Raw genomic sequence first — 19,154 nt, 5'->3', positions numbered from 1 at the left:
GTTCTAGTCCTCCTCTTCCCACTCTGGGGTCATGCCCTTGGCAAACTGGATCTGGTCATTGCTCACTCCGGAAGGCACCATTGGCCACACCATGGAGTCCGCGGAGACCACGAAGTCGATCACCACTGGGCGGTCATTGATTGCAAGTGCCTGCTGGATCGTGGCATCGATGTCCTCGTCGCGTTCGCAACGCAGGCCCACGCAGCCATAGGCATCGGCAAGCTTCACGAAGTCCGGGACCCGCGCGGTGCCGTGGCCGGTGTTCAAATCGGTGTTGGAGTAGCGCGATTCGTAGAACAGCGTCTGCCACTGGCGGACCATGCCCAGCGAGGAGTTGTTGATGATGGCGACCTTGATGGGGATCTGGTTGATCACGCAGGTGGCCAACTCCTGGTTGGTCATCTGGAAGCAGCCGTCCCCGTCGATGGCCCACACCACGCGGTCCGGCTGGGCTACCTTGGCGCCCATGGCCGCGGGTACCGAGTAGCCCATGGTGCCCAAGCCGGCGGAGTTCAGCCACGAGCGCGGGCGCTCGTACTTCACGAACTGCGCCGCCCACATCTGGTGCTGTCCCACGCCCGCCACGTAGACGCCCTCGGGGCCGGTCAGTGCGCCGATCCGCTCGATCACGTTCTGCGGCGCGGAAAGCCCGTCATGGGTTTCGGTGTAGCCAATCGGGTAGGTTTCGCGCAGCCGGTTGAGCAGGCCCCACCAGCTGGTCAGATCCTGCGGCGGGTCCGCTTCGAAGCGCGTGGTGCACGCCTCCTGCAGCTGCGGGATGATTTCATCCAGCGAGCCGACGATCGGCACGTCCGCGGTGCGGTTCTTCGAGATTTCGGCCGGATCGATATCCGCGTGGATCACCTTCGCGTTGGGCGCGAAGGAGGAGAGCACGCCGGTGACGCGGTCATCGAAGCGCGCACCCAAGGTGATCAGCAGATCGGCCTGCTGCAGCGCGGTGACGGCGGAGACCGCACCGTGCATGCCCGGCATGCCCACGTGCTGGGCATGCGAATCCGGGAAGGCGCCGCGCGCGGTGAGCGTGGTGACCACCGGAGCGTTGATGAACTCGGCGAAGGCCTTCAGTTCCTCATGCGCGTTGGCCTTGATCACGCCGCCGCCGACATAGAGCACCGGGCGGCTGGCGCCGGCGATCAGTTTCGCCGCTTCGCGCAACTGCTTGTTGTGTCCCTTGGTCACCACGCGGTAGCCGGGCAGGTCCACCTTCGGCGGCCAGGAGAAGGTCATGTCTCCCTGCTGGGCATCCTTGGTGATATCCACCAGCACCGGACCGGGGCGGCCGGTCTGCGCGAGGTAGAAGGCGCTTGCCATAACCCGTGGGATTTCTTCCGGGTCGGTCACCAGGAACGCATGCTTGGTAATCGGCATGGTGATGCCGACAATGTCGGCTTCCTGGAATGCGTCCGAGCCGATGAAGGCGCTGTGCACCTGGCCGGTGATTGCCACCATCGGCACCGAGTCCATATTGGCATCGGCTAGCGCGGTGACGAGGTTGGTTGCGCCCGGACCGGAGGTGGCGATGCACACGCCGACTTCTCCGGAAACCATGGCGTAGCCCTGTGCGGCATGGCCTGCACCCTGTTCGTGGCGGACCAAGATGTGATTAAGCTTGGTCGAATCCATCAGTGGATCATAGGTGGGAAGGATGGCCCCGCCTGGTAATCCGAAGACGTCCTTGACGCCCAGTTCTTCCAGTGAGCGGACGATGGCTTGTGACCCCGTCATCTTTGTGGCAGCGACGATAGTATTCGGACCCTGTACCGGGTTCGAAGCTTCCACGACGGAAGAGACAGCGGTGGCGGCATCCTTTGATCGATTAATTGATTTCGCAACCGAGGCCGGATTGGCTGGTGTTACGTTGCTCATCGGGATCCTTTCCTGATCTATCTCTTCGTTTGCGCATAAAAAACGCCCCGCGGCCGTCGCTATTGACGAAAGGGGGCTGGCGCGTTACCGACGTTCTGTCCTGGCGGACAACGTTTCAGGCTTCGCGCCTGATAACTAGTAGAACCTCGGAGGTTGTTTGCATATCTCTAGTTTTCTCCACCGGGAGGTAAAGAGCAACTAGAAACCCCTTGTATCTCATTATACGAGATGGATGTCCATTGGTTGGACGCTTTGGCGTCCAACCAATGGATCACGCTAGCTTTTGGCTAGCCACAGTAGGCGCCGGTTGACGCCGAGTTGACCAGCTTCGCGTACTTGGCCAGCACACCGGTGGTGAACTTGGCAGGCAGCGGCTCCCAGCCGACCTTGCGGGCTTCCAGCTCGGCTGGCTCAACCAGCAGGTCGAAGCTGCGCGCCTCGATGTCCACGCGGATCTTGTCTCCGTCCTGGACGAAGGCGATGGGCCCGCCGTCCACGGCTTCGGGGGCCACGTGACCGATGCACAGCCCGGTGGTGCCCCCGGAGAAGCGGCCATCGGTGAGCAGCAATACGTCCTTGCCCAGGCCTGCACCCTTGATGGCGCCGGTGATGGCGAGCATCTCGCGCATTCCCGGTCCGCCTTTGGGGCCTTCGTAGCGGATGACCACTACGTCGCCGGCCTGGATCTTGCCCGCATCGAGCGCCTCGATGGCGCTCTGCTCGCGTTCGAAGACGCGCGCGGTGCCCTCGAAGACGTCCGCGTCGAAGCCGGCGGACTTCACGACCGCGCCTTCCGGGGCCAGCGAACCGTGCAGCACGGTCACCCCGCCGGTCTTGTGGATCGGGTTGTCCATGGCCCGCAGGATCTTGCCATCTGGATCCGGTGGGGCAATGTGCTCGAGGTTCTCCGCCATGGTCTTGCCGGTGACGGTCAGGCAGTCACCGTGCAGCAAGCCGGCATCCAGCAGCGCCTTCATGACCACCGGCACCCCGCCGATGCGGTCCAGGTCGTTCATCACGTAGCGGCCGAAAGGCTTCAGGTCCGCCAGGTGCGGCACCTTGTCGCCGATGCGGTTGAAGTCGCTCAGGCTCAGTTCGACCTCGGCTTCGCGGGCAATGGCCAGCAGGTGGAGCACCGCGTTGGTGGAGCCGCCGAAGGCCATGGTGACGGCGATGGCGTTCTCGAAGGCCTTCTTGGTCATGATGTCGCGGGCGCGGATGCCCTTGCGCAGCAGTTCCACCACCGCCTCGCCGGATTTGTGCGCGAACATGTCGCGGCGGCGGTCGGCCGAGGGCGGGGCCGCCGAACCCGGCAGGGACATGCCCAGCGCCTCGCCGATGGAGGCCATGGTGTTCGCGGTGTACATGCCGCCGCAGGCGCCTTCGCCCGGGCAGATGGCCCGTTCGATGCGGCCCAGGTCCTCTTCGCTCATCTTGCCGGCGGCGCAGGCGCCCACGGCTTCGAAGGCGTCGATGAGGGTGACGTCTTTTTCGGTGCCGTCCTCCAGCTTGACCCAGCCGGGCATGATCGAGCCGGCGTAGAGGAACACCGAGGAGAGGTTCAGCCGGGCGGCGGCCATCAGCATGCCGGGCAGCGACTTGTCGCAGCCGGCAAGGAGCACCGAACCGTCCAGGCGCTCGGCCATCATGACGGTCTCGACCGAGTCGGCGATGACTTCACGGGAGACCAGCGAGAAGTGCATGCCCTCGTGGCCCATGGAAATGCCGTCCGAAACGGAGATGGTGCCGAACTGCATCGGGAAGCCGCAACCGGAGTGCACGCCTTCCTTGGCGCCTTGCGCCAGGCGGTTCAGCGAGAGGTTGCACGGGGTGATTTCATTCCACGAGCTTGCGATGCCGATTTGCGGTTTGACGAAGTCGTCGTCTCCCATGCCGACCGCACGCAGCATGCCGCGCGCCGGTGCCGCATGGATACCATCGGTGACCACACGGGAACGTGGTTTGATGTCTGGGGTAGTCTCCTGGCTCATAAATCAAATTCTAGAAGTCAATATGACCAATTGGACAACCCATGACGCGACAATGACATATTTCGCTAAACGAGGAGACTGATCAAATTGTCCAGCATTATCGGTAGAGTGTGAGTTATGGACCCACGCCCAGACGAAAATCCTACCGACCACGTCAAGCGCCTCCTGCACGAGGCCTTTGATACGCAGATCCCTAACTTCGCCAGTTACAACCTGGTAGCAGGGACCGGCATTGCTGGCTCTGGTGGGCTCAAGGTCATTGGATATCGGCGTCAGCCAGCGGAGCTGGTCCTCGCCCCGGTCTCCTCGGCGGACCTGCGCGCTTCCGAAGCGGCAATCACGATCAACAACACCAACGTGAACCAGCTGGCGCTGCTCAGCGACGGCGGCTATGAGGTGGCCACCTCCACCGGACGCGTGTTCCGCTTCAGCATCCCCAGCCGCCCCAGCATCGACATCCATATCGATGACGCGGTGACGCTCGGTGCGCTGATCGACCAGGAAGTCGATGCGCGCGACTTCGCGGACTTCATGGACCACTTCATGAACACCATCGAGGGAACCGAAAGCTTCGTCTAGCCACCGGCATTTTCACGACAGTTCACAGCGAAGCGCAGCGGCCGTCCGGCCGCTGCGCTTCGTCGTATCCGCCTTATGCTTCATCCCGCACGCTTAGTCCGAGTACACCGACATTTCCACGTCATCGGCGTGCAAGATACCCTCGCTAAATAAAGACAGTCCAAATGACAGACCGGTGAACCCTTCCGGTATCGCAGGAGCAACCCATACCGCTTCCTTGGCCGCATCGGTCGGTGCCAACCAGTCTGAAGCAGTCCAATATAGCCAGTCCCCCTGCGGATCGCGGAGGTACAACACAAATTGGGCTGTCGTCGTCGCGGAATAGGTCGCCTTCATTTCGTAGCGCTCCCCCGGGATGATTTGGGTAGCGCATTCGCCCAGATCCAGACGCTGCAGAAATTTGAAATCGCCGTCCCGATAGTTGGTGATTTCTAGCCTCACACCGTCTGAATCGTTGGTTGCCTTCGGCTCTACTCGAGCATGGCCATTATTTTTCCCATACCCGGCCGCTTGCCAGCATCGAGAGAAATCATCACCCCTAGGCTGCTCGCTAAAGCCTGAGTTGACCACCAAGTTGCCCTCGGTGTTAGCAGGTAGTTCTGGTTCATCTACGATCGGACGGATCGGACCGCCAACCACCTCATCCACCGTCCGAACGACGGTCCCGGTTTTTTGCTCTCGGTCCTTGAGCCAAGAAACGAATTGCGCAAAGTCTTCGGTCTGCACAGAAATTTCATTGCAGCTCGATGGGCACAAATGATGGAAGGTAATCTGGATCCACCCGCCCCCGTTTTCTTCCGCGTTCAGCACCAGATTCTGCATGTCCTCAACGGTCCAGTCAGCATCCACCATGGCCGGAGCCAAGGTATGCCAGATGTTCTTCGGATCAAAGGACTCGGCGTATCCGCAGCCTTCGCAACCGGTCACGGACTCTATCCCGCCTAATCCCCGTGCGCTGTTGTACCCGCAGTCCGCTACGGCCTGTTCGATGGCCGGGTTGGACCCGGCCTCGGGGAACGCAAAGCTAGTTACCTGGTATCCCCAATTGCTGAGGTTTTTACGATCCATACATATTTGGCGAACGGTTTCCACCGGTTCCAAGTCGCTCAAGTTGCGGTGCTGCACACCGTGTCCAGCGATCTCATGACCGGTGTTCGCCATGGCATCAAGTTGCGCTCGCGAAAAGTATCCCGGACTGTCGAGAACCGAGGAATTCACGTAAAAGGTACCTTCAAGCTCAATCTCGTCGAGTATTTTTACGGCTTCATGCTGGCTCGCATTCCCATCATCAAAAGTCAGTGACACAACCGTTTTGTCGCGGTCATAGTCACGTCGTTCAAGCTGTGGTGGCGATTGATGCACCGTATCTAACCGCGGCTCCGGAGGAGCCGGTGCTGGACCTTTGGCTTTCATGGTTGGTGAGCTAAACAGCACGTCGGCCGAAACGCATCCTGTGAGCAAAGCCCCCGCACTAAGAAATGCCACCAACATCTTCATCCCACGCTTTGACGCAGATTTCACGTACTCCCACTCATTTCAATTAAGTCTTGGTGTAGTTGCAAACTGAGTTCGGAATTGCCGAGGGTCCGTCCGCGTAGGGCAGGACGGACCCTCGGCAATTGCTTTCAGATGATCTAGACGGCGATTTTCAGCATTGCGCCGGGCCGTCCCATGAGCCGCTCGTTGAGTGCACCACGGGATTCCAAGTCCTTCGCGACGTGGTCGATAATCTGCTCGACGTTGGTGTGCGGAACGAACCCGATGAGCCGATTTGCCTTGGTATTATCTGGCACGCGGCGGCGCATGTCTTCGTACCCTGGGGCATATGCCTGGTCGTAAGGAATTAGTTCAATTGTGCTTTGGCCACCTACGCGCTGCAGAATCTGTTCTGCCAACGCGCCGATGGAAATTTCTTGGGAACCGCCGAGGTTGTAAGCCTGGCCGTAACTGCGCTCGTTTTCAATCAGGGCAACCAGCGCTGGCACCACATCGCCGACATAAGAGAAGCACCGGGTCTGCTTGCCGTCTCCGAACACGCTGAGCGGCTGTCCGGTCAGCGCCTGGCCAATAAGGTTTGGCACCACCATGCCGTAGCGACCGGTCTGGCGTGGACCAACGGTGTTGAATAGGCGCACAATTGAAACTGGAACTCCGTATTCGTTCCAGTAACCATGGGCGAAGGCCTCATCAATGCCCTTGGCGGCCGCGTAGGTCCACCGTGATTTCAACGCGTCGCCGAGAATTCTGTCGGAATCCTCGCTGAGCGCATCGGTTGAGTTCTTGCCGTAGACCTCCGAGGTGGAAGCTAGCAGCAGCTTCGCGCCGGCGGCTTTGACAGCGTCCAGCACGTTCTCGGTTCCATGGATATTTGTGCGCAGGCTCACCAATGGTTGCTCAACAATGAGTTGCACACCTACTGCAGCAGCCAGATGGAAGACCCTGTCAGCCCCTGCGATTGCGCTGCTTACAGCTTCTTTGTCTAGAACTGTCCCCTCGATAAAGTTGAACTTCGGGCTTTTGAAAGCCTCTGTGAGGTTATCCACTGTGCCCGTGGACAGATCGTCAAAAACTGTTACTTCGTCACCTGCGGCCAGCAGGTAGTCTGCCAAGTGGCTTCCAATGAATCCGGCTCCGCCGGTAATGACTGTGCGCATGTTTTCTCCTGATAATCATGGCAATGGATCCCTCGTACCCGTTCCGCCTCATGGATGCGATACGTGGAAATGAAAAGGTGTGTTGCTGTGCCTAGAGCAGGACCCGATGGGTAAGTTCCTCGGCGCGATAGGTGGCGTCGAGGACAGTGGTTTCCTTGTTGATCCAGGACAGGTCCGCCGCGGCGTGACGAGTGTGGAGCAGGACCAAGTCTGCGTTGAATTCGGCAGGCTTCGCGCAGCCGATAATCTGTTTGCCGTTCACAGTGACCGACTCTGGAAAATGGTGGTCATAGAAGGCCACGTCGGCTCCGGCTGCGATCAGCTTGTCGATGATCTGCAGCGCCGGCGATTCGCGCAAATCTGCCACATCAGGCTTGTAGGCAAGTCCGACTACGAGTACACGAGACCCCAAGAGCCCCTTTCCGGTATTCGACAGAACCTGGGCGCAACGAGCTACGGTCTGCGCCGGGCGTTGTTCAATTCCTTCCATGGCCGCGGCAATCACCGGCAGGCTCATGTTGTGGGCCCGAAGCTGCCACAACAGATAGTGCGGATCGCAGGGAATGCAATGCCCGCCCACACCGGGGCCCGGAGTAAACGGCATAAATCCAAATGGCTTGGTGGCGGCCGAATCAATAACTTCCTGTACTGGCAAGTCAAGCACCTGGCACGCCTGGGCAAATTCGTTGGCCATGGCAATATTTACTGCGCGGAAAGTGTTTTCCAGCAGTTTGGTCATCTCGGCGACTTCCATTCCGCTGGTGCGGTGCACGGTACCGGTGTAGCTAGCGAGTAGTTTCACTGCCGCTTCACGGCACCTAGAGGTGTATCCGCCAACGACACGAGGCACATCTTCAATGCTGAAATCGGAAACGCCCGGATTGATGCGTTCAGGGCTAAAAGCCACGCTGATATCGGCACCTGGTACCAGAGAACGCTTACGCAGCGGTTCAACGATCATTTCGCGGGTGCACCCGGCATAAGTCGTCGACGTCATGAGGATCAATTGTCCGGCGACTGCTTGTTGCACGACCATGCGGCTCGCACTGGCCAAAATCGAAAGGTCCGGTACATGATGCCCATCGACAGGAGTTGGCACGCAGACAATGACCGCCGCCGCCCGAGACAGATCCGTCGATTCTTGGCTCAGCGTCCACGAATCTGAGGCCAACGCACTGGCCAAACGCTGGTGATCCGTTGGCAGAAGATCAACTTCGCGCGCCTTGATGTCTCCAATACGCTTACCGCTGATGTCGAAGCCTAGTACCTTGGCACCCGAAACATGGTGCGCCAAGGCTGTCGGCAAGCCAACGTAGCCCATTCCCACGATCGCGACGTCATAGTCGAAGTCCCGGCCCGGCTGTGGACGGTTTCTCACTTTTACTGCCCACGGCTCGCCGCTGTCGAGTTGTTTTTGAGCCTGAAGACCGTCGGTAATCAATTGTGTGGTCATATGCTTCCCCCAAGAAGTTCTTCGATTGCCCCAAGGCAAGAATTGCTTGCCTTTTGTGATTGGACGGACCATTTCCATGGGTTGCAAGACTGTCTGTTCGCCCCCAAAAAGCTTTACGAACAGGTTCTTGTGCAGCCAAGACCCAGTGACCGCTGGTCCGCCCAAAACAACACTGGGCCACGGTCCAGGCTGCTGGCTACGTCCTGCGCGAACACTTGGGGTTAACCCCATGGGGTTGTTTAACTGTGGGGTTAACCCCACTGAGAATCATTGGCTGACCGAGAAGTAAGTGGTTAGCGTCGAGTGATGGAAAGTTCATTTGTTCCTTGGGGGAAACATGTTAATAATCATCATCGCCTTGGCAGTCACGGTCGTGGGGCTGACCACCATATTGTGGTCAACAGCCGGATTGCTTCGTCTAGTGACCGAGGTATCGCCGTATCCGAAAGAACCTGCCAGAGGACGTAAAAATCTGATAGCGGGGCGGGATTATCCTGACTATTCACAGGTAGCGGTGCTCATTGCCGCACACAATGAGGAACTGGTCATCGCCAAAACTCTGCAATCGGTACTCGCCCTGCTGCCGGCCACCCAAATCTTCGTCGCTTCTGATGGCTCAACGGATAAGACCGCCGGCATAGTCCGGTCCTTTGGAGCACAAGTAATCAGCCTGAATCCAAACCGTGGCAAGGCTGGCGCGTTGGCAGCTGCGGTAGAGCATTTCCAGCTGGACTCCGGATTCGAAGTTGTGATGCTGCTGGACGCAGATACCCAGCTTTCCCCCGATTACTTTTCAACCGGTCTTCCGCAATTCGCAGACCCGCAGGTCGTGGCAGTCGCAGGGCGGGCCCGAACGATCTTTGACCCGGCACCGGCAACCCTCATGGGCAAGGTGCTGGTGGCTTACCGTGAACGTCTCTACCAATTCGTGCAGGTGCTCGTGAAGTATGGCCAGGCGGCTAAGAAAGCCAACGTGGTCAACATTGTTCCTGGATTTGCGAGCATGTATCGGGCTCGAATACTCCCTGAAATCGATATTGCGGCAGAAGGGCTAACCATTGAAGATTTCAACATGACCTTCGAAGTCCACGCCAAGAAGTTGGGACGCGTGGCTTTCCATCCTGGTGCCGCCGTGGCTTACACCCAAGATCCAGATAATCTCGGCGATTACATCAATCAGGTGCGACGCTGGACGCTGGGCTATTGGCAGACTGTTCGACGCCATGGGCTACACATCGGCAAATTCTGGGCAGTTCAGGCGCTGTACATTGTTGAGTTGGTGAGCTGCTCGCTGTTCTTCTTGCTACTACTTCCCGCTTTGCTGGTCAGCGCCGCTGCTGAAGTAGCTTTGAACTTCTGGGCAGACCCGAACGGTGTGATCACCACGCTATCTGGAGTATTGCCCCCTTATGCACTCCTTCTGGGGCTTCTCATTCCTGAATTATTGCTGACGCTCTTTGCTGTGGTAATGACCCGTCGCATGTCTTACCTTTGGATGGCGCCGCTCTTCCCGTTTCTGCGCGTGGTGGATTCATACCTGTGCATTGCTACCTTGATTCGATCCTTGCGTTCGGGATCCACTGGCATCTGGAACAGCCCGACCCGGCGTTTCTTGCCCCCTGCCATATCCGATCAGTGGGAAACATTTTATGATGATGCCCGCTAGCCCGGGGCCTGCTCGCAGCAATCGGATCGACTTAACGTTTCAACCATGTGCATGCAAACCCGAGGATAATTTCTAATAAATTAAAGCGAGAAGGAAGGAAAATATTACGGACAAGTGAGCTATAGTTTTTGCGCAAATTGTTTTTAGGTCATATTCTTGAAATAGCTATAAAATCAAGTCGTTTGTGAATTGCCTACTGGGGAGTAGTGCATTCACTACCGCTACAACTCGCAAAGTTGATGGCGCAACAACTGTACTTTGGGGAGTACTATCCATGCTATTTCTGCCTCTGAGCACCATTTTTTCGACAACTTCTCAATCTGCGAGGGGTTGCCATGCGTAATCGCCAACAGCTTCTGGCCAAGCTTCGAAAGTTTACTCACGGATATCGCGATCGTGCGGCGATCATTTCCGGAGGGCCGGGATTGGGAAAGTCCTGGACTTTAGAGCAGATTGGGCAACAACTCAACGGTCAACCGCACCGGTTAATTCGATCGAGTAAGCATGAAACCTCATGGCCGTTGTCTGGACTTTTGTCGTTTCTTTGCGCCGTCCCGCTCAAACTATCGCCAAAAGTCACCGAGCTATTTCCCAACGCAGTAGATGCCCAGGTGGACTGCTACCAAATTGCTATGGCCCTGCACCAAGAGCTCGTTGAGAAGGTAGAACCCGAAATGGTTTTTCTCATTGACGATTTAGACTTAATGGATGCTGCCAGTCAGCGAATTATCGGTTTTCTCGCCAGTCGCATGCAGGGAAATCGCGTCAGCTTTATTACGACAATCAGCACGGATCGCGTTCCCGAGCCCTTCGAAGCCTTTCGGAGGTACAGCTTGGACAGAATGGATCCTACAACCCTGAAGCAGGTCGCCAAAGACCACTGCATCGTCGACCTTCAGGATTCCGTGGCCGAAGTGCTAGCACAATTCGCTCACGGTAATCCTGGAACCATTGTCGAACATGTCAAGTCGCTAACAGATGCGCAATTGGAGAACCACTGGCCACTGGCGATTCCCTATCGTCCAAGGCAAGAATCCAGCGCGACTATGAGTGACTTGCATGCGCAGTTTACTCCTGCGCAGATCAACGCGTTGCGTTATATTGCTATTGGTCCTCTGATCTCATATGCCAGCGCCTTGAAGCTGCCGGAGGTAACCAGCTTCGACCTCCGCGAACTAGTCACTGCCGGGATCGTCTCACTGCACGAGGATATGCTAAGCCTTCCGGATCTTTTGATGCGCAGCCGTTTGTTCTGGAGCGCCGATTGTCCGAACCGGATCCAACTGCATAAGCATGTCGCCGAGATATCTGAGACGCCGGCGCTGAAGCTCTTTCACGAAAGCCACCTTGACGATTCGATGGCCCCGTCCGGAGAACTCATCATCGCCGCCATTGAGCTACTCAAACGAGGCAGAATCCACGCTGCCATCGAATTCGATGAATGGGCGCTAGTCCGGCTCGAGGAAGAGAACCCTGTTCCCGAACTACTCGCCTACATCTTGCAGCTGCTGCGCAGCGGTCAACTTGGAATTGCACAGCGCTACACCCAATACACCTTGACGCTGGAAATGACTTCCAGTGAAAAGCTCAAACTAATGACCCTGGAGTTGGAACTGATGGCTCTTAAAGGAACCTTCATTCCGACATCAAGGATTTATAGCGCAGTTGATGAACATCAATGCGAACATCACGCATTGTGCGGAAACTTGCTGAGCATGAGTGCTCTCGCGCTTTGTTTGAACGGCCAATTGGAAGATGCCGGTGCGGATCTGCGCCGCGCCAAAGAGCTATTCACCAAAGCGGATTCAGACGGGACACCACGATTTTTGCAGGCGCGGATGGTGCACGACTCATACACCCAAAACTTTGATCCAATCCTGTCGGAATCGCAAGTGATCAGCCGCGCGAAGCCAGGCGAAGTGGATGAAATCACCTACTTGACTGTCGCATCGGCGCTCTCGGAGCTCGGTCAGCACGAGCAAGCGCGAGCCACCTTGGCACGACTATTAAGTGGTGCGCATGGCGTACCTTTATATAAATCTCTGGGCTTGCTCTACGACGCACAATTGGCAATCAAGGCCCACGATGTTCCCCGTGGTTTGAAAGCCGTTGAACGGTGGAATTCTTCGGCTAACGCAGGGTTGATGCGTCCGTTGCCTCGAATTATTAATGCTTGGTACTGGCTCATGAAGAACCGCGCGGACAAGGCGATGCCTATCCTTGATTCGCTTCGTCCTTACGCCCATGACGAGATCCCCTCGATTTACGCCAGCAGAGTCACCGAATTGGCGGGTCTCCATGCACTGATGAGCGGCAGATTCGACGAAGCCGCTACGCATTTCCAGCACACGCAACTCACGTACCGGAAGATAGTTAATACCCAGTATGTGGAAACCTGCGTGAACCTGATCGAGGCCCTAGCCTCGGCCAATCATCCCGAACAGGCCGCCAATGAATTTCGTGCAACGCAATCTCTGATGGCGTCGGTGAAGAGCCGCCAGGCGAAGTTGCTCCTGCGTCGTGCCCAAGCCATTGCCTTGCCCGGCGAAGTGGCCCTCTCACGCTTTCAATCGTTGCTGGAAACCTGGCAGCCTGGCGACAGTTTGTTGGAACTTGCAAGAATCCACCACTGCTATGGTGTGCGCTTGGACTTCATGGGCCGCCAAAGCCAAGCGGTGAAGCAGTTCATCGCGGCCAAGACAATTTACCGCAATATTGGTGCCCTAGGTTGGGCCGATAGCGTTGTAAAACTACTGTCAAAGGTAGACGACGCACCGACGTCCGAACCCGAGCTGGAGTTGCTGACTCATGAAGAAAACCAGTTGGTCTCGATGGTTCGCCAAGGCCTAACAAACAAGGGCATCGCTGATGAGTTGTTCATATCAGTCAGCGCGGTCGAAGCGAGGCTTACGCGGCTATTTCGAAAGACCGGGACGCGCAATCGGCAACAACTCTCTGCGCATTTCGCGCTGCGCATCGCCTAGGAGCATGTGTTTTGCCCCTGCGCCGGATGAATCCGGCTGGCGCAGGGGCATTGCACATTCGATGGCTAGCTACCGTTAGTGGCTAGCGATCCCCCAAGCCTATGCTTGGCTTCGCGCCAGCTCGTGCGGATACTGCGCGTGGCGCTTCTGGAACTCCAGAATGGCCGGATTCTTGACCACACCGTCCTGGATCTCGATGGCGCGCATGATCGTCTTGTTTTCTTTCCACTGCTGCGGACCGCCCATGACCTCCTCGACGAACGGAAGCAGCCCCAGGCTGATTTCCCAGCTGGCCGAATTCCACAGATACGAGGGCGAATGATCCACCGCGTAGTAGTTGATATTTGGCCCCACCTTGAACATCGGCTCGGCAAAGGAAGTGGGTTTCGCCCACTCGAAACCCATGCCTTCATCGCAGGAAACATCAACGATGATGCTTCCGGGATAAAAGGCATCCAGCTGCTCGGTGCTCAGGTACATCAACGGGGCATTCGGATCCTGCAGGGTGCAATTGACCACGATATCGCTCTCGGCGAGGAACGGAGCCAAGGGAACCTTGCCTTCGTCGGTGATCACTTCGCTCAGGTGCGGCCCGCTTTCGTGTTCGAACTGCACCATCGTCACCGCGTGGATCGGTGAGGCTACGGCCGCCACGGCGCGGGAGGTGAGCACCTGGATCTCGTTGATGCCATGGGCGCGCAGTGCGGTGACCGCCCCGCGAGCGGTAGCGCCGAAGCCGATGACCACCGCCGAGAGCCGGCGCCCGTAGTCGCCGGTGACCCCGCACAGCTGCATGGCGTGCAGCACCGAGGCGTAGCCGGCGATCTCGTTGTTCTTGTGGAAGACGTGCAGGCCGAAGCTTCCGTCGCTGCCCCAGTGGTTCATCGCTTCGAAGGCGATGAGCGTCAGTTTCTTGTCCACCGCCAGCTGCGTGAGCTTTTGGTCCTGGACGCAGTGCGGCCAGCCCCACAGCGTTTGCCCCACCCGCATTTCTTCGAGATCCGCGTGCTGCGGCTTGGGCAAGAGCAGGATGTCCGCGGTTTTCATGATTTCGCTGCGCGTGGCGATGGTGCCCACCAGCGGGGCGAGTTGTTCGTCGTCGATGCCGCAGGGCAGGCCGTAGCCGGTCTCGACCATCATCCGCTTTCGGAAGTTCTCATCGATCCGTTCAAAGTGCAGCGGGTGGATCGGCAGGCGCCGTTCGTCCGTCTTCTGCGAAGTTGCGATGACACCTAGTGAAAGGCCATTAGTCGAATCCATGCGTGGTTTTCTCTTTCTATGTGGGACAGGCCACAACGGACCGCCCCATACAACCCACGGTACAGTGCCCTACCAAACGCCTGGCTTGCCTCGGTATCAACGCGCTGCCCGGGAATCGAGAAAACGAGCGGACTCAGGGAGTGGGGCGCGGCGAGAATTCGGCCAGCTGCCAGCCCATCCACGGGCTGAATGCCCACGGGGTGCCTTGCACGGCGACTTCCAGCTTGTCCGCCTCGACCCACTGGTAGTCCATGACCTCCTCCGGGTTGGGCGCCAGCTCGTTTTCCAGGGTGGCGATGAAGACCGGGCAGCGTTCATTCTCCACGATGCCGCTGGCATCCACCGCGCGGTAGGCGAACTCCGCCAGCACCACCCGCGGGTCGGCAATTTGCGCACCGAGCTCATGGGCCGCGTGCCGGCGCACCGCGTTTACCAGTTCCTCACCGGGCATCGGGTGGCCGCAGAAGGAGTTGGTCCAAACCCCGGGCCAGGTCAGCTTCGACAGGGCGCGGCGGGTCACCAGCAGCTGTCCTTGCGCGTTGAACAGGTAGCAGGAAAAGGCTTGGTGCAGCGGGGTGTTCTCCGTGTGCACTAGTTCCTTCGGGCACGAACCGATCGGTTCGCCATCCTCGGAAAGCAAGATGACGTCCATAGAATGTTGTACTTCCTTCTCTGCCTACTGGGCTACGCGAACATGGTGGTGTAAATAATCAGCATAGTGAGCAGGAAGCCGCAGAGGTAATTGATCCAGAGAAATCTCTTCCACGCAGCGTTCACCGCCCCGGAACTTGCATCGCTCACCGCCAGATGCGGCAGCACGTTGAGCACGTAGGGAACTGCCAGCAATGCCGCGCCGGCCGCAGGCCAGGACAAGCCCAGCAGCAGCACCGCCCCGGCCAGCAGATAGGCGAGCAGCACCAGGTACAGCGTGATCCGCGCGCCGAGCACCGTGGCAATCGAGCCCAGCGCACCGGCCCGGTCCGGGATGATGTCCTGGATGGCGCCCAGGGCATGGCTTGCCATCCCCCAAAGCAAAAACGCGCCGAAGACGCACCACTGGGTGAGGGTCAATCCGCTGCCTGCCAGTACCCAGCCGTAGACCGCCGGGGACACAAAATGCACCGCGCTGGTCAGCGAGTCCAGGCCCGGGCGTTCCTTGAAGCGCAAGCGCGGTGCGCTGTAGGCCAGCACCGCGGCCACGCTGGCCGCCAGCACCGCGTTGGACAGTGCGGTGCCGCCAATAGCCAATGCCGCGATGAACGGAAGCGAAATGACCAGGCAGGCGGAGAGGATCCTGCGGTGCGTATCCTTGGACAGCAGCGCGCCCTCGACGCCGCCCTTGCGCGGATTGCGCAGGTCCGACTCGTAGTCGAAGACGTCGTTGACCCCGTACATCAGCAAGTTGTACGGGAACAGGAAGAAGATCGTTCCCACCACCAGCAGCCAATCGATGCGCTGCCCGGCGATCAGATAGGCGGCCGCAAACGGGTAGGCGGTATTCACCCAGGAGATGGGGCGGGAGGTGGCGAGGATTGCGCGGATCATTTACCGCTCCCCTGGTTTTTATGCTCTGCCGTGGGCTTCCCGCCAAGCAGCCACCACAGGGCGGGCATCAGCAGTACCGCGCACAACGGGTAGAGGAAGTCTTCAAGCGGGGCGCGTCCAATGCGCACTCCCAGCAAGGTCTGCTCGCCGTAGTCGAACAGGCCGGCCGCGATCATCACGTTGTCGAAGATCGCGGTGAGCAACACCATGATCAGCAGTGCCAGCCCCAATTCCGGAAGCGCGGCGGCCGGCCTGATCCGCCGGTACAGCAGGGCACCGATCAGGGCGAGCGCGGCGAGGGCCGCAAACCAGAAGCCCAATTCAAGAAACATTTCCCGCTCCTTCCCCGCGTGGCCGCGCAGCGGCTTTCGGCTCGCGCAGCAGCGCAATCCCGTTGACCACGATCATTGTCGAATAGCACAGGAAGAACAGGAAAAACACCTCTTCGAGCGGAAGCTGCTCGGCCACCATGATCCCGGTCATCAGCGCCGAGTCCAGGTGCAGGAAGATGCCTTGGGCGATGGCGATCACGTCCCAGAGCAGGAAGAATGCAGTCCCCAGCACCAGGCTAGCCAGCGCGGCCAAGGGCTTGGCGAAGACAAAGAGCCTGAAGCGCGCATCGAGCAGCCCCATGCAAAAGATGAGCCCGAGCAAGATCAGCAGATAGGTCATTGGCCCGCTCCGCACAATCGCGCCCACTGCGCCTGGTCGATGGCGCCGGGCGTATCGATGCCGTTTACCGCCTTGGCGGCCAGCTCCCCGCTGATCAGGCACATCGGCACCCCGATCCCCGGGCGCACCGAACTTCCGGCGAAGTAGAGCCCGGCCACCTTGCTGCTCTGGTTGCCAGGGCGCAGCATCGCGCTTTGCCCCAAGGTGTGGGCCAGGCCGAGGGCGGAACCGCGGAAGGCGCCATATTGCGTGAGGAAGTCCGCCGGTCCGATGCTCTGGCGCACCACCACGCGCTCGCGCAGGTCCGGGATCCGTGCCCAGGCGGCCAGCTGGTCGATGGCCGCGTCCGCGACCTGCTCCACCCTGAGATCCCCTTGCCCATCGGCTCCCCCGCTGCCCCATTCGGGCAGCGCCGGCGCGGGAATGAGGATGAACAGATTCTCATGTCCGTCCGGGGCAACGCCCGGGTCCGTGGCGCTGGGCTTGCAGACGTAGATGCTCGTCTGTTCGCCCAGTTCGCGTCCTTCGTGGATCCGGGCAAAATTATCATCCCAGTCGCGGGTGAACAGCAGGTTGTGGTGCTCCAGCTGCGGGAGCCGGCCGGAGATGCCCAGACAGAGCAGCACCGCGCTGGGGCCCGGGTCCTTGGACTTCCAGCTTTTCGCCGGGTGGCTGTGCAATTCCGGGTCCAGCAGCTCGCCCTCCAGGTGGTGCAGATCCGCGGCGCCGATGACGAAGTCCGCTTCGGTGCGCTGCACGTTGCCAGCATCATCGACCCAGCGCACCGCTTCCACCGCGGGTCCGGGGCGTTTCCCGGTTTCGATCTTCGTCGCCGTGGCGCCCAGGTGCACGGTGGCGCCCCGGGAGATGGCCAGCTGGCCCATGGCGTCCGCGAGGCCCGCGAATCCGCCCATCGGGTATTTCACTCCGTCCACCAGATCCAGGTGGCTCATCAATTGGTACAGGGCCGGGGTGCGCCGCGGGCTGGAGCCGAGGAAAACGGCCGGGTAGCCGAGGATCTGGCGCAGCTGCCGGTTGCCGAACCGCTTGGCTATGTAGCTTTGCAGGTTGCTGGCCAGCAGCGGCGCGAGGCTCCGCGCATGGCGCGCGAGTCCAGGGTTGAGCAGTCCCTTCAAGGAGCGGAAGTCGTCATAGAGGAAATGCTTCAGTGCCAGCGCGTAGCTGGTGCCGGCCTGGGCCAGGTATTCATCCAGCGCCGCGCCGGATCCGGGCTCCAGCTCCTCGAAGAGTTCCCGGACCGCGTCGCCGGTGCCCACGTCCACCGGCGCGGCGCCGTCTTCGAAGAAGGCCCGGTAGCCCACCGGCAGCTCGCGCAGCTCCAGGTGCTCTTCCACGCGCGAGCCCATCAGGTTGAACCAGTGCTCGAAGACCTCGGGCATCAGGTACCACGAGGGACCGGTGTCGAAGCGGAACCCACCGCGTTGCAGGCGTCCGGAACGCCCGCCGAGGGTGGGGTGCTGCTCGAGCACGGTCACCTGGTGCCCGCTGGCGGCCAGCAGCCCGGCGCTGGCCAGCCCGGAGAACCCGGCGCCGATCACCACGACGCGGGAGGAAGAAGTGCTCATTTGCTGCTCCAAGAAATAGTGCCGAGCATGGTCCTGGCCGCGATCAGGGCCTTGCGCGGGGTCGAGACGGAGATCCGCCGGGTGAGCAGTTCGCTGGCCGCGGTGCGTTCGAGCTGCCGGTTCAGTTCGGCAAACAGATCGTGGGCCATGCGCACCGCGCGTGCCGCGCCGGGCGGAAGCAGCACGATGCCGCGCTCGGCGACGGCAAGGTCGGCGTAGATCTCGGCCACCAGCGCGGATTTCTGCGCTTCGGAGAAACCCTGCGCCGGGTCGCCCGGGAAATAACTGCGTCCCAGCTGCTGGCTGTCTGCGGCCAGATCGCGCAGGAAGTTCACCTTCTGGAAGGCCGCGCCCAGGCTCCGGGCGGCGGCGGTGGCCTCCGGGGTGTGGCTTCGCTGGCTTCCGGGCATGGCACGGAACACCTGCAGGCACATCAGCCCCACCACCTCGGCCGATCCGTAGATGTACTGCTCCAGGGATTCGGCGTCGTGCGCGCTGCGCAGCAAATCCGCGCGCATGGAGGCGAAGAACGGGCGGGTCAGCTCGGTGCCGATGCCGGTGGCCCGGGCGGTGGCGGAGAATGCGTGCACCAGCAGGTTGGTGCTGTACCCGCTGTCCAGGCCCTGCTCGGTTTCCGCTTCGAGCGCCTCCAGGGCGGCGGCGACCTGCCGGGCATCCAGCCCGGCTTCGCGGGCTACCCCGTCGACCACCTCGTCGGCCAGCCGGACCAGGGCGTAGATGTTGGCGATATGCCTGGCCGTGCCCCGGTCCAGCATTTTGCAGGCCAGCGAGAAGGAGGTCGAGTAGGAGCCGATCACCACGCGGGCGCTGCGCTGGGCGGTGTCCGCGTAGCGCTCCAGATCTGTGGGTTCCATGG

Annotated in this window: 15 protein-coding genes; 3 read left to right on the top strand and 12 right to left on the bottom strand. The window is 59.8% G+C overall.

What is annotated here, in order from left to right; all coding sequences use genetic code 11:
• Positions 1-3 precede the first annotated feature (3 nt).
• Both ACT3UQ_RS07310 and ilvD read right to left on the bottom strand, forming a co-directional pair.
• Positions 4-1,887, bottom strand: a complete 1,884-nt coding sequence (locus ACT3UQ_RS07310; protein ID WP_105554434.1) for an acetolactate synthase large subunit — start codon at positions 1,885-1,887, stop codon at positions 4-6.
• Positions 1,888-2,174: 287 nt separating this feature from the next.
• Positions 2,175-3,878 (bottom strand): dihydroxy-acid dehydratase, encoded by a 1,704-nt coding sequence (gene ilvD, locus ACT3UQ_RS07305; protein WP_444636824.1) that lies wholly within the window; start codon positions 3,876-3,878, stop codon positions 2,175-2,177.
• Between the two features lie 117 nt (positions 3,879-3,995).
• Here ilvD and ACT3UQ_RS07300 point away from each other — a divergent pair, with 117 nt between their 5' ends.
• The gene (locus ACT3UQ_RS07300; protein ID WP_105554432.1) at positions 3,996-4,457 is read left to right on the top strand and encodes a hypothetical protein; all 462 of its coding nucleotides are present in this window, start codon (positions 3,996-3,998) and stop codon (positions 4,455-4,457) included.
• 93 nt (positions 4,458-4,550) lie between these two features.
• Here the strand turns inward: ACT3UQ_RS07300 and ACT3UQ_RS07295 are convergent, their stop codons facing one another.
• From ACT3UQ_RS07295 to ACT3UQ_RS07285, 3 genes are all read right to left on the bottom strand, one after another.
• Entirely contained in the window at positions 4,551-5,948 is a 1,398-nt protein-coding gene (locus ACT3UQ_RS07295) for a polysaccharide deacetylase family protein (RefSeq protein WP_444636823.1), read from the bottom strand.
• Positions 5,949-6,091: 143 nt separating this feature from the next.
• Complete coding sequence (locus ACT3UQ_RS07290) at positions 6,092-7,111, bottom strand: NAD-dependent epimerase/dehydratase family protein (protein WP_105554430.1); 1,020 nt, start codon at positions 7,109-7,111, stop codon at positions 6,092-6,094.
• Between the two features lie 91 nt (positions 7,112-7,202).
• Positions 7,203-8,564, bottom strand: coding sequence for a nucleotide sugar dehydrogenase (locus ACT3UQ_RS07285; protein ID WP_105554429.1), 1,362 nt, complete (start codon positions 8,562-8,564; stop codon positions 7,203-7,205).
• Positions 8,565-8,901: 337 nt separating this feature from the next.
• Between ACT3UQ_RS07285 and ACT3UQ_RS07280 the strand changes: the two genes are divergently transcribed.
• Together ACT3UQ_RS07280 and ACT3UQ_RS07275 are read left to right on the top strand one after the other, a co-directional pair.
• Positions 8,902-10,230, top strand: a complete 1,329-nt coding sequence (locus ACT3UQ_RS07280) for a glycosyltransferase family 2 protein (RefSeq protein WP_444636822.1) — start codon at positions 8,902-8,904, stop codon at positions 10,228-10,230.
• A gap of 335 nt (positions 10,231-10,565) precedes the next feature.
• Positions 10,566-13,214, top strand: a complete 2,649-nt coding sequence (locus tag ACT3UQ_RS07275) for a helix-turn-helix transcriptional regulator (RefSeq protein WP_444636821.1) — start codon at positions 10,566-10,568, stop codon at positions 13,212-13,214.
• Positions 13,215-13,313: 99 nt separating this feature from the next.
• On the opposite strand, the gene ACT3UQ_RS07270 is transcribed toward ACT3UQ_RS07275, so the two are convergent.
• From ACT3UQ_RS07270 to ACT3UQ_RS07240, 7 genes are all read right to left on the bottom strand, one after another.
• Positions 13,314-14,474: a N(5)-(carboxyethyl)ornithine synthase gene (locus tag ACT3UQ_RS07270; RefSeq protein ID WP_444636820.1), complete on the bottom strand. Its 1,161-nt coding sequence runs from the start codon at positions 14,472-14,474 to the stop codon at positions 13,314-13,316.
• 133 nt (positions 14,475-14,607) lie between these two features.
• Positions 14,608-15,126, bottom strand: coding sequence for an isopentenyl-diphosphate Delta-isomerase (gene idi / locus ACT3UQ_RS07265; protein WP_444636819.1), 519 nt, complete (start codon positions 15,124-15,126; stop codon positions 14,608-14,610).
• Between the two features lie 32 nt (positions 15,127-15,158).
• Positions 15,159-16,019, bottom strand: coding sequence for a prenyltransferase (locus ACT3UQ_RS07260; protein WP_105554424.1), 861 nt, complete (start codon positions 16,017-16,019; stop codon positions 15,159-15,161).
• Positions 16,016-16,351 (bottom strand): lycopene cyclase domain-containing protein, encoded by a 336-nt coding sequence (locus ACT3UQ_RS07255; RefSeq protein WP_444636818.1) that lies wholly within the window; start codon positions 16,349-16,351, stop codon positions 16,016-16,018. Before ACT3UQ_RS07255 ends, ACT3UQ_RS07260 begins: the two co-directional genes overlap by 4 nt.
• Positions 16,341-16,691, bottom strand: a complete 351-nt coding sequence (locus ACT3UQ_RS07250; RefSeq protein ID WP_105554422.1) for a lycopene cyclase domain-containing protein — start codon at positions 16,689-16,691, stop codon at positions 16,341-16,343. Before ACT3UQ_RS07250 ends, ACT3UQ_RS07255 begins: the two co-directional genes overlap by 11 nt.
• Positions 16,688-18,277 carry a phytoene desaturase family protein gene (gene crtI / locus ACT3UQ_RS07245; RefSeq protein ID WP_444636817.1) on the bottom strand — a complete coding sequence of 530 codons (1,590 nt, stop codon included), beginning with the start codon at positions 18,275-18,277 and terminating at the stop codon, positions 16,688-16,690. Before crtI ends, ACT3UQ_RS07250 begins: the two co-directional genes overlap by 4 nt.
• Positions 18,274-19,152 carry a phytoene/squalene synthase family protein gene (locus ACT3UQ_RS07240; RefSeq protein ID WP_444636816.1) on the bottom strand — a complete coding sequence of 293 codons (879 nt, stop codon included), beginning with the start codon at positions 19,150-19,152 and terminating at the stop codon, positions 18,274-18,276. Before ACT3UQ_RS07240 ends, crtI begins: the two co-directional genes overlap by 4 nt.
• Positions 19,153-19,154 lie beyond the last annotated feature (2 nt).

Origin of the sequence: Glutamicibacter sp. AOP12-B1-11, assembly GCF_052379245.1 — a bacterium.
In the GTDB taxonomy this organism is placed as follows: Bacteria; Actinomycetota; Actinomycetes; order Actinomycetales; family Micrococcaceae; genus Glutamicibacter.
The sequence above is the reverse complement of the archived record's forward strand: the minus strand, read 5'-3'. Positions and strand labels throughout refer to the sequence as shown.

Coding starts and splice junctions, on each gene's coding strand:
- ACT3UQ_RS07285 (WP_105554429.1), bottom strand. CDS start 8,564: ATGACCACACAATTGATTACCGACGGTCTTCAGGCTCAAAAACAACTC.
- ACT3UQ_RS07300 (WP_105554432.1), top strand. CDS start 3,996: ATGGACCCACGCCCAGACGAAAATCCTACCGACCACGTCAAGCGCCTC.
- idi (WP_444636819.1), bottom strand. CDS start 15,126: ATGGACGTCATCTTGCTTTCCGAGGATGGCGAACCGATCGGTTCGTGC.
- ACT3UQ_RS07290 (WP_105554430.1), bottom strand. CDS start 7,111: ATGCGCACAGTCATTACCGGCGGAGCCGGATTCATTGGAAGCCACTTG.
- ACT3UQ_RS07240 (WP_444636816.1), bottom strand. CDS start 19,152: ATGGAACCCACAGATCTGGAGCGCTACGCGGACACCGCCCAGCGCAGC.
- ACT3UQ_RS07310 (WP_105554434.1), bottom strand. CDS start 1,887: ATGAGCAACGTAACACCAGCCAATCCGGCCTCGGTTGCGAAATCAATT.
- ACT3UQ_RS07260 (WP_105554424.1), bottom strand. CDS start 16,019: ATGATCCGCGCAATCCTCGCCACCTCCCGCCCCATCTCCTGGGTGAAT.
- ilvD (WP_444636824.1), bottom strand. CDS start 3,878: ATGAGCCAGGAGACTACCCCAGACATCAAACCACGTTCCCGTGTGGTC.
- ACT3UQ_RS07270 (WP_444636820.1), bottom strand. CDS start 14,474: ATGGATTCGACTAATGGCCTTTCACTAGGTGTCATCGCAACTTCGCAG.
- ACT3UQ_RS07255 (WP_444636818.1), bottom strand. CDS start 16,351: ATGTTTCTTGAATTGGGCTTCTGGTTTGCGGCCCTCGCCGCGCTCGCC.
- ACT3UQ_RS07275 (WP_444636821.1), top strand. CDS start 10,566: ATGCGTAATCGCCAACAGCTTCTGGCCAAGCTTCGAAAGTTTACTCAC.
- crtI (WP_444636817.1), bottom strand. CDS start 18,277: ATGAGCACTTCTTCCTCCCGCGTCGTGGTGATCGGCGCCGGGTTCTCC.
- ACT3UQ_RS07295 (WP_444636823.1), bottom strand. CDS start 5,948: ATGTTGGTGGCATTTCTTAGTGCGGGGGCTTTGCTCACAGGATGCGTT.
- ACT3UQ_RS07280 (WP_444636822.1), top strand. CDS start 8,902: ATGTTAATAATCATCATCGCCTTGGCAGTCACGGTCGTGGGGCTGACC.
- ACT3UQ_RS07250 (WP_105554422.1), bottom strand. CDS start 16,691: ATGACCTATCTGCTGATCTTGCTCGGGCTCATCTTTTGCATGGGGCTG.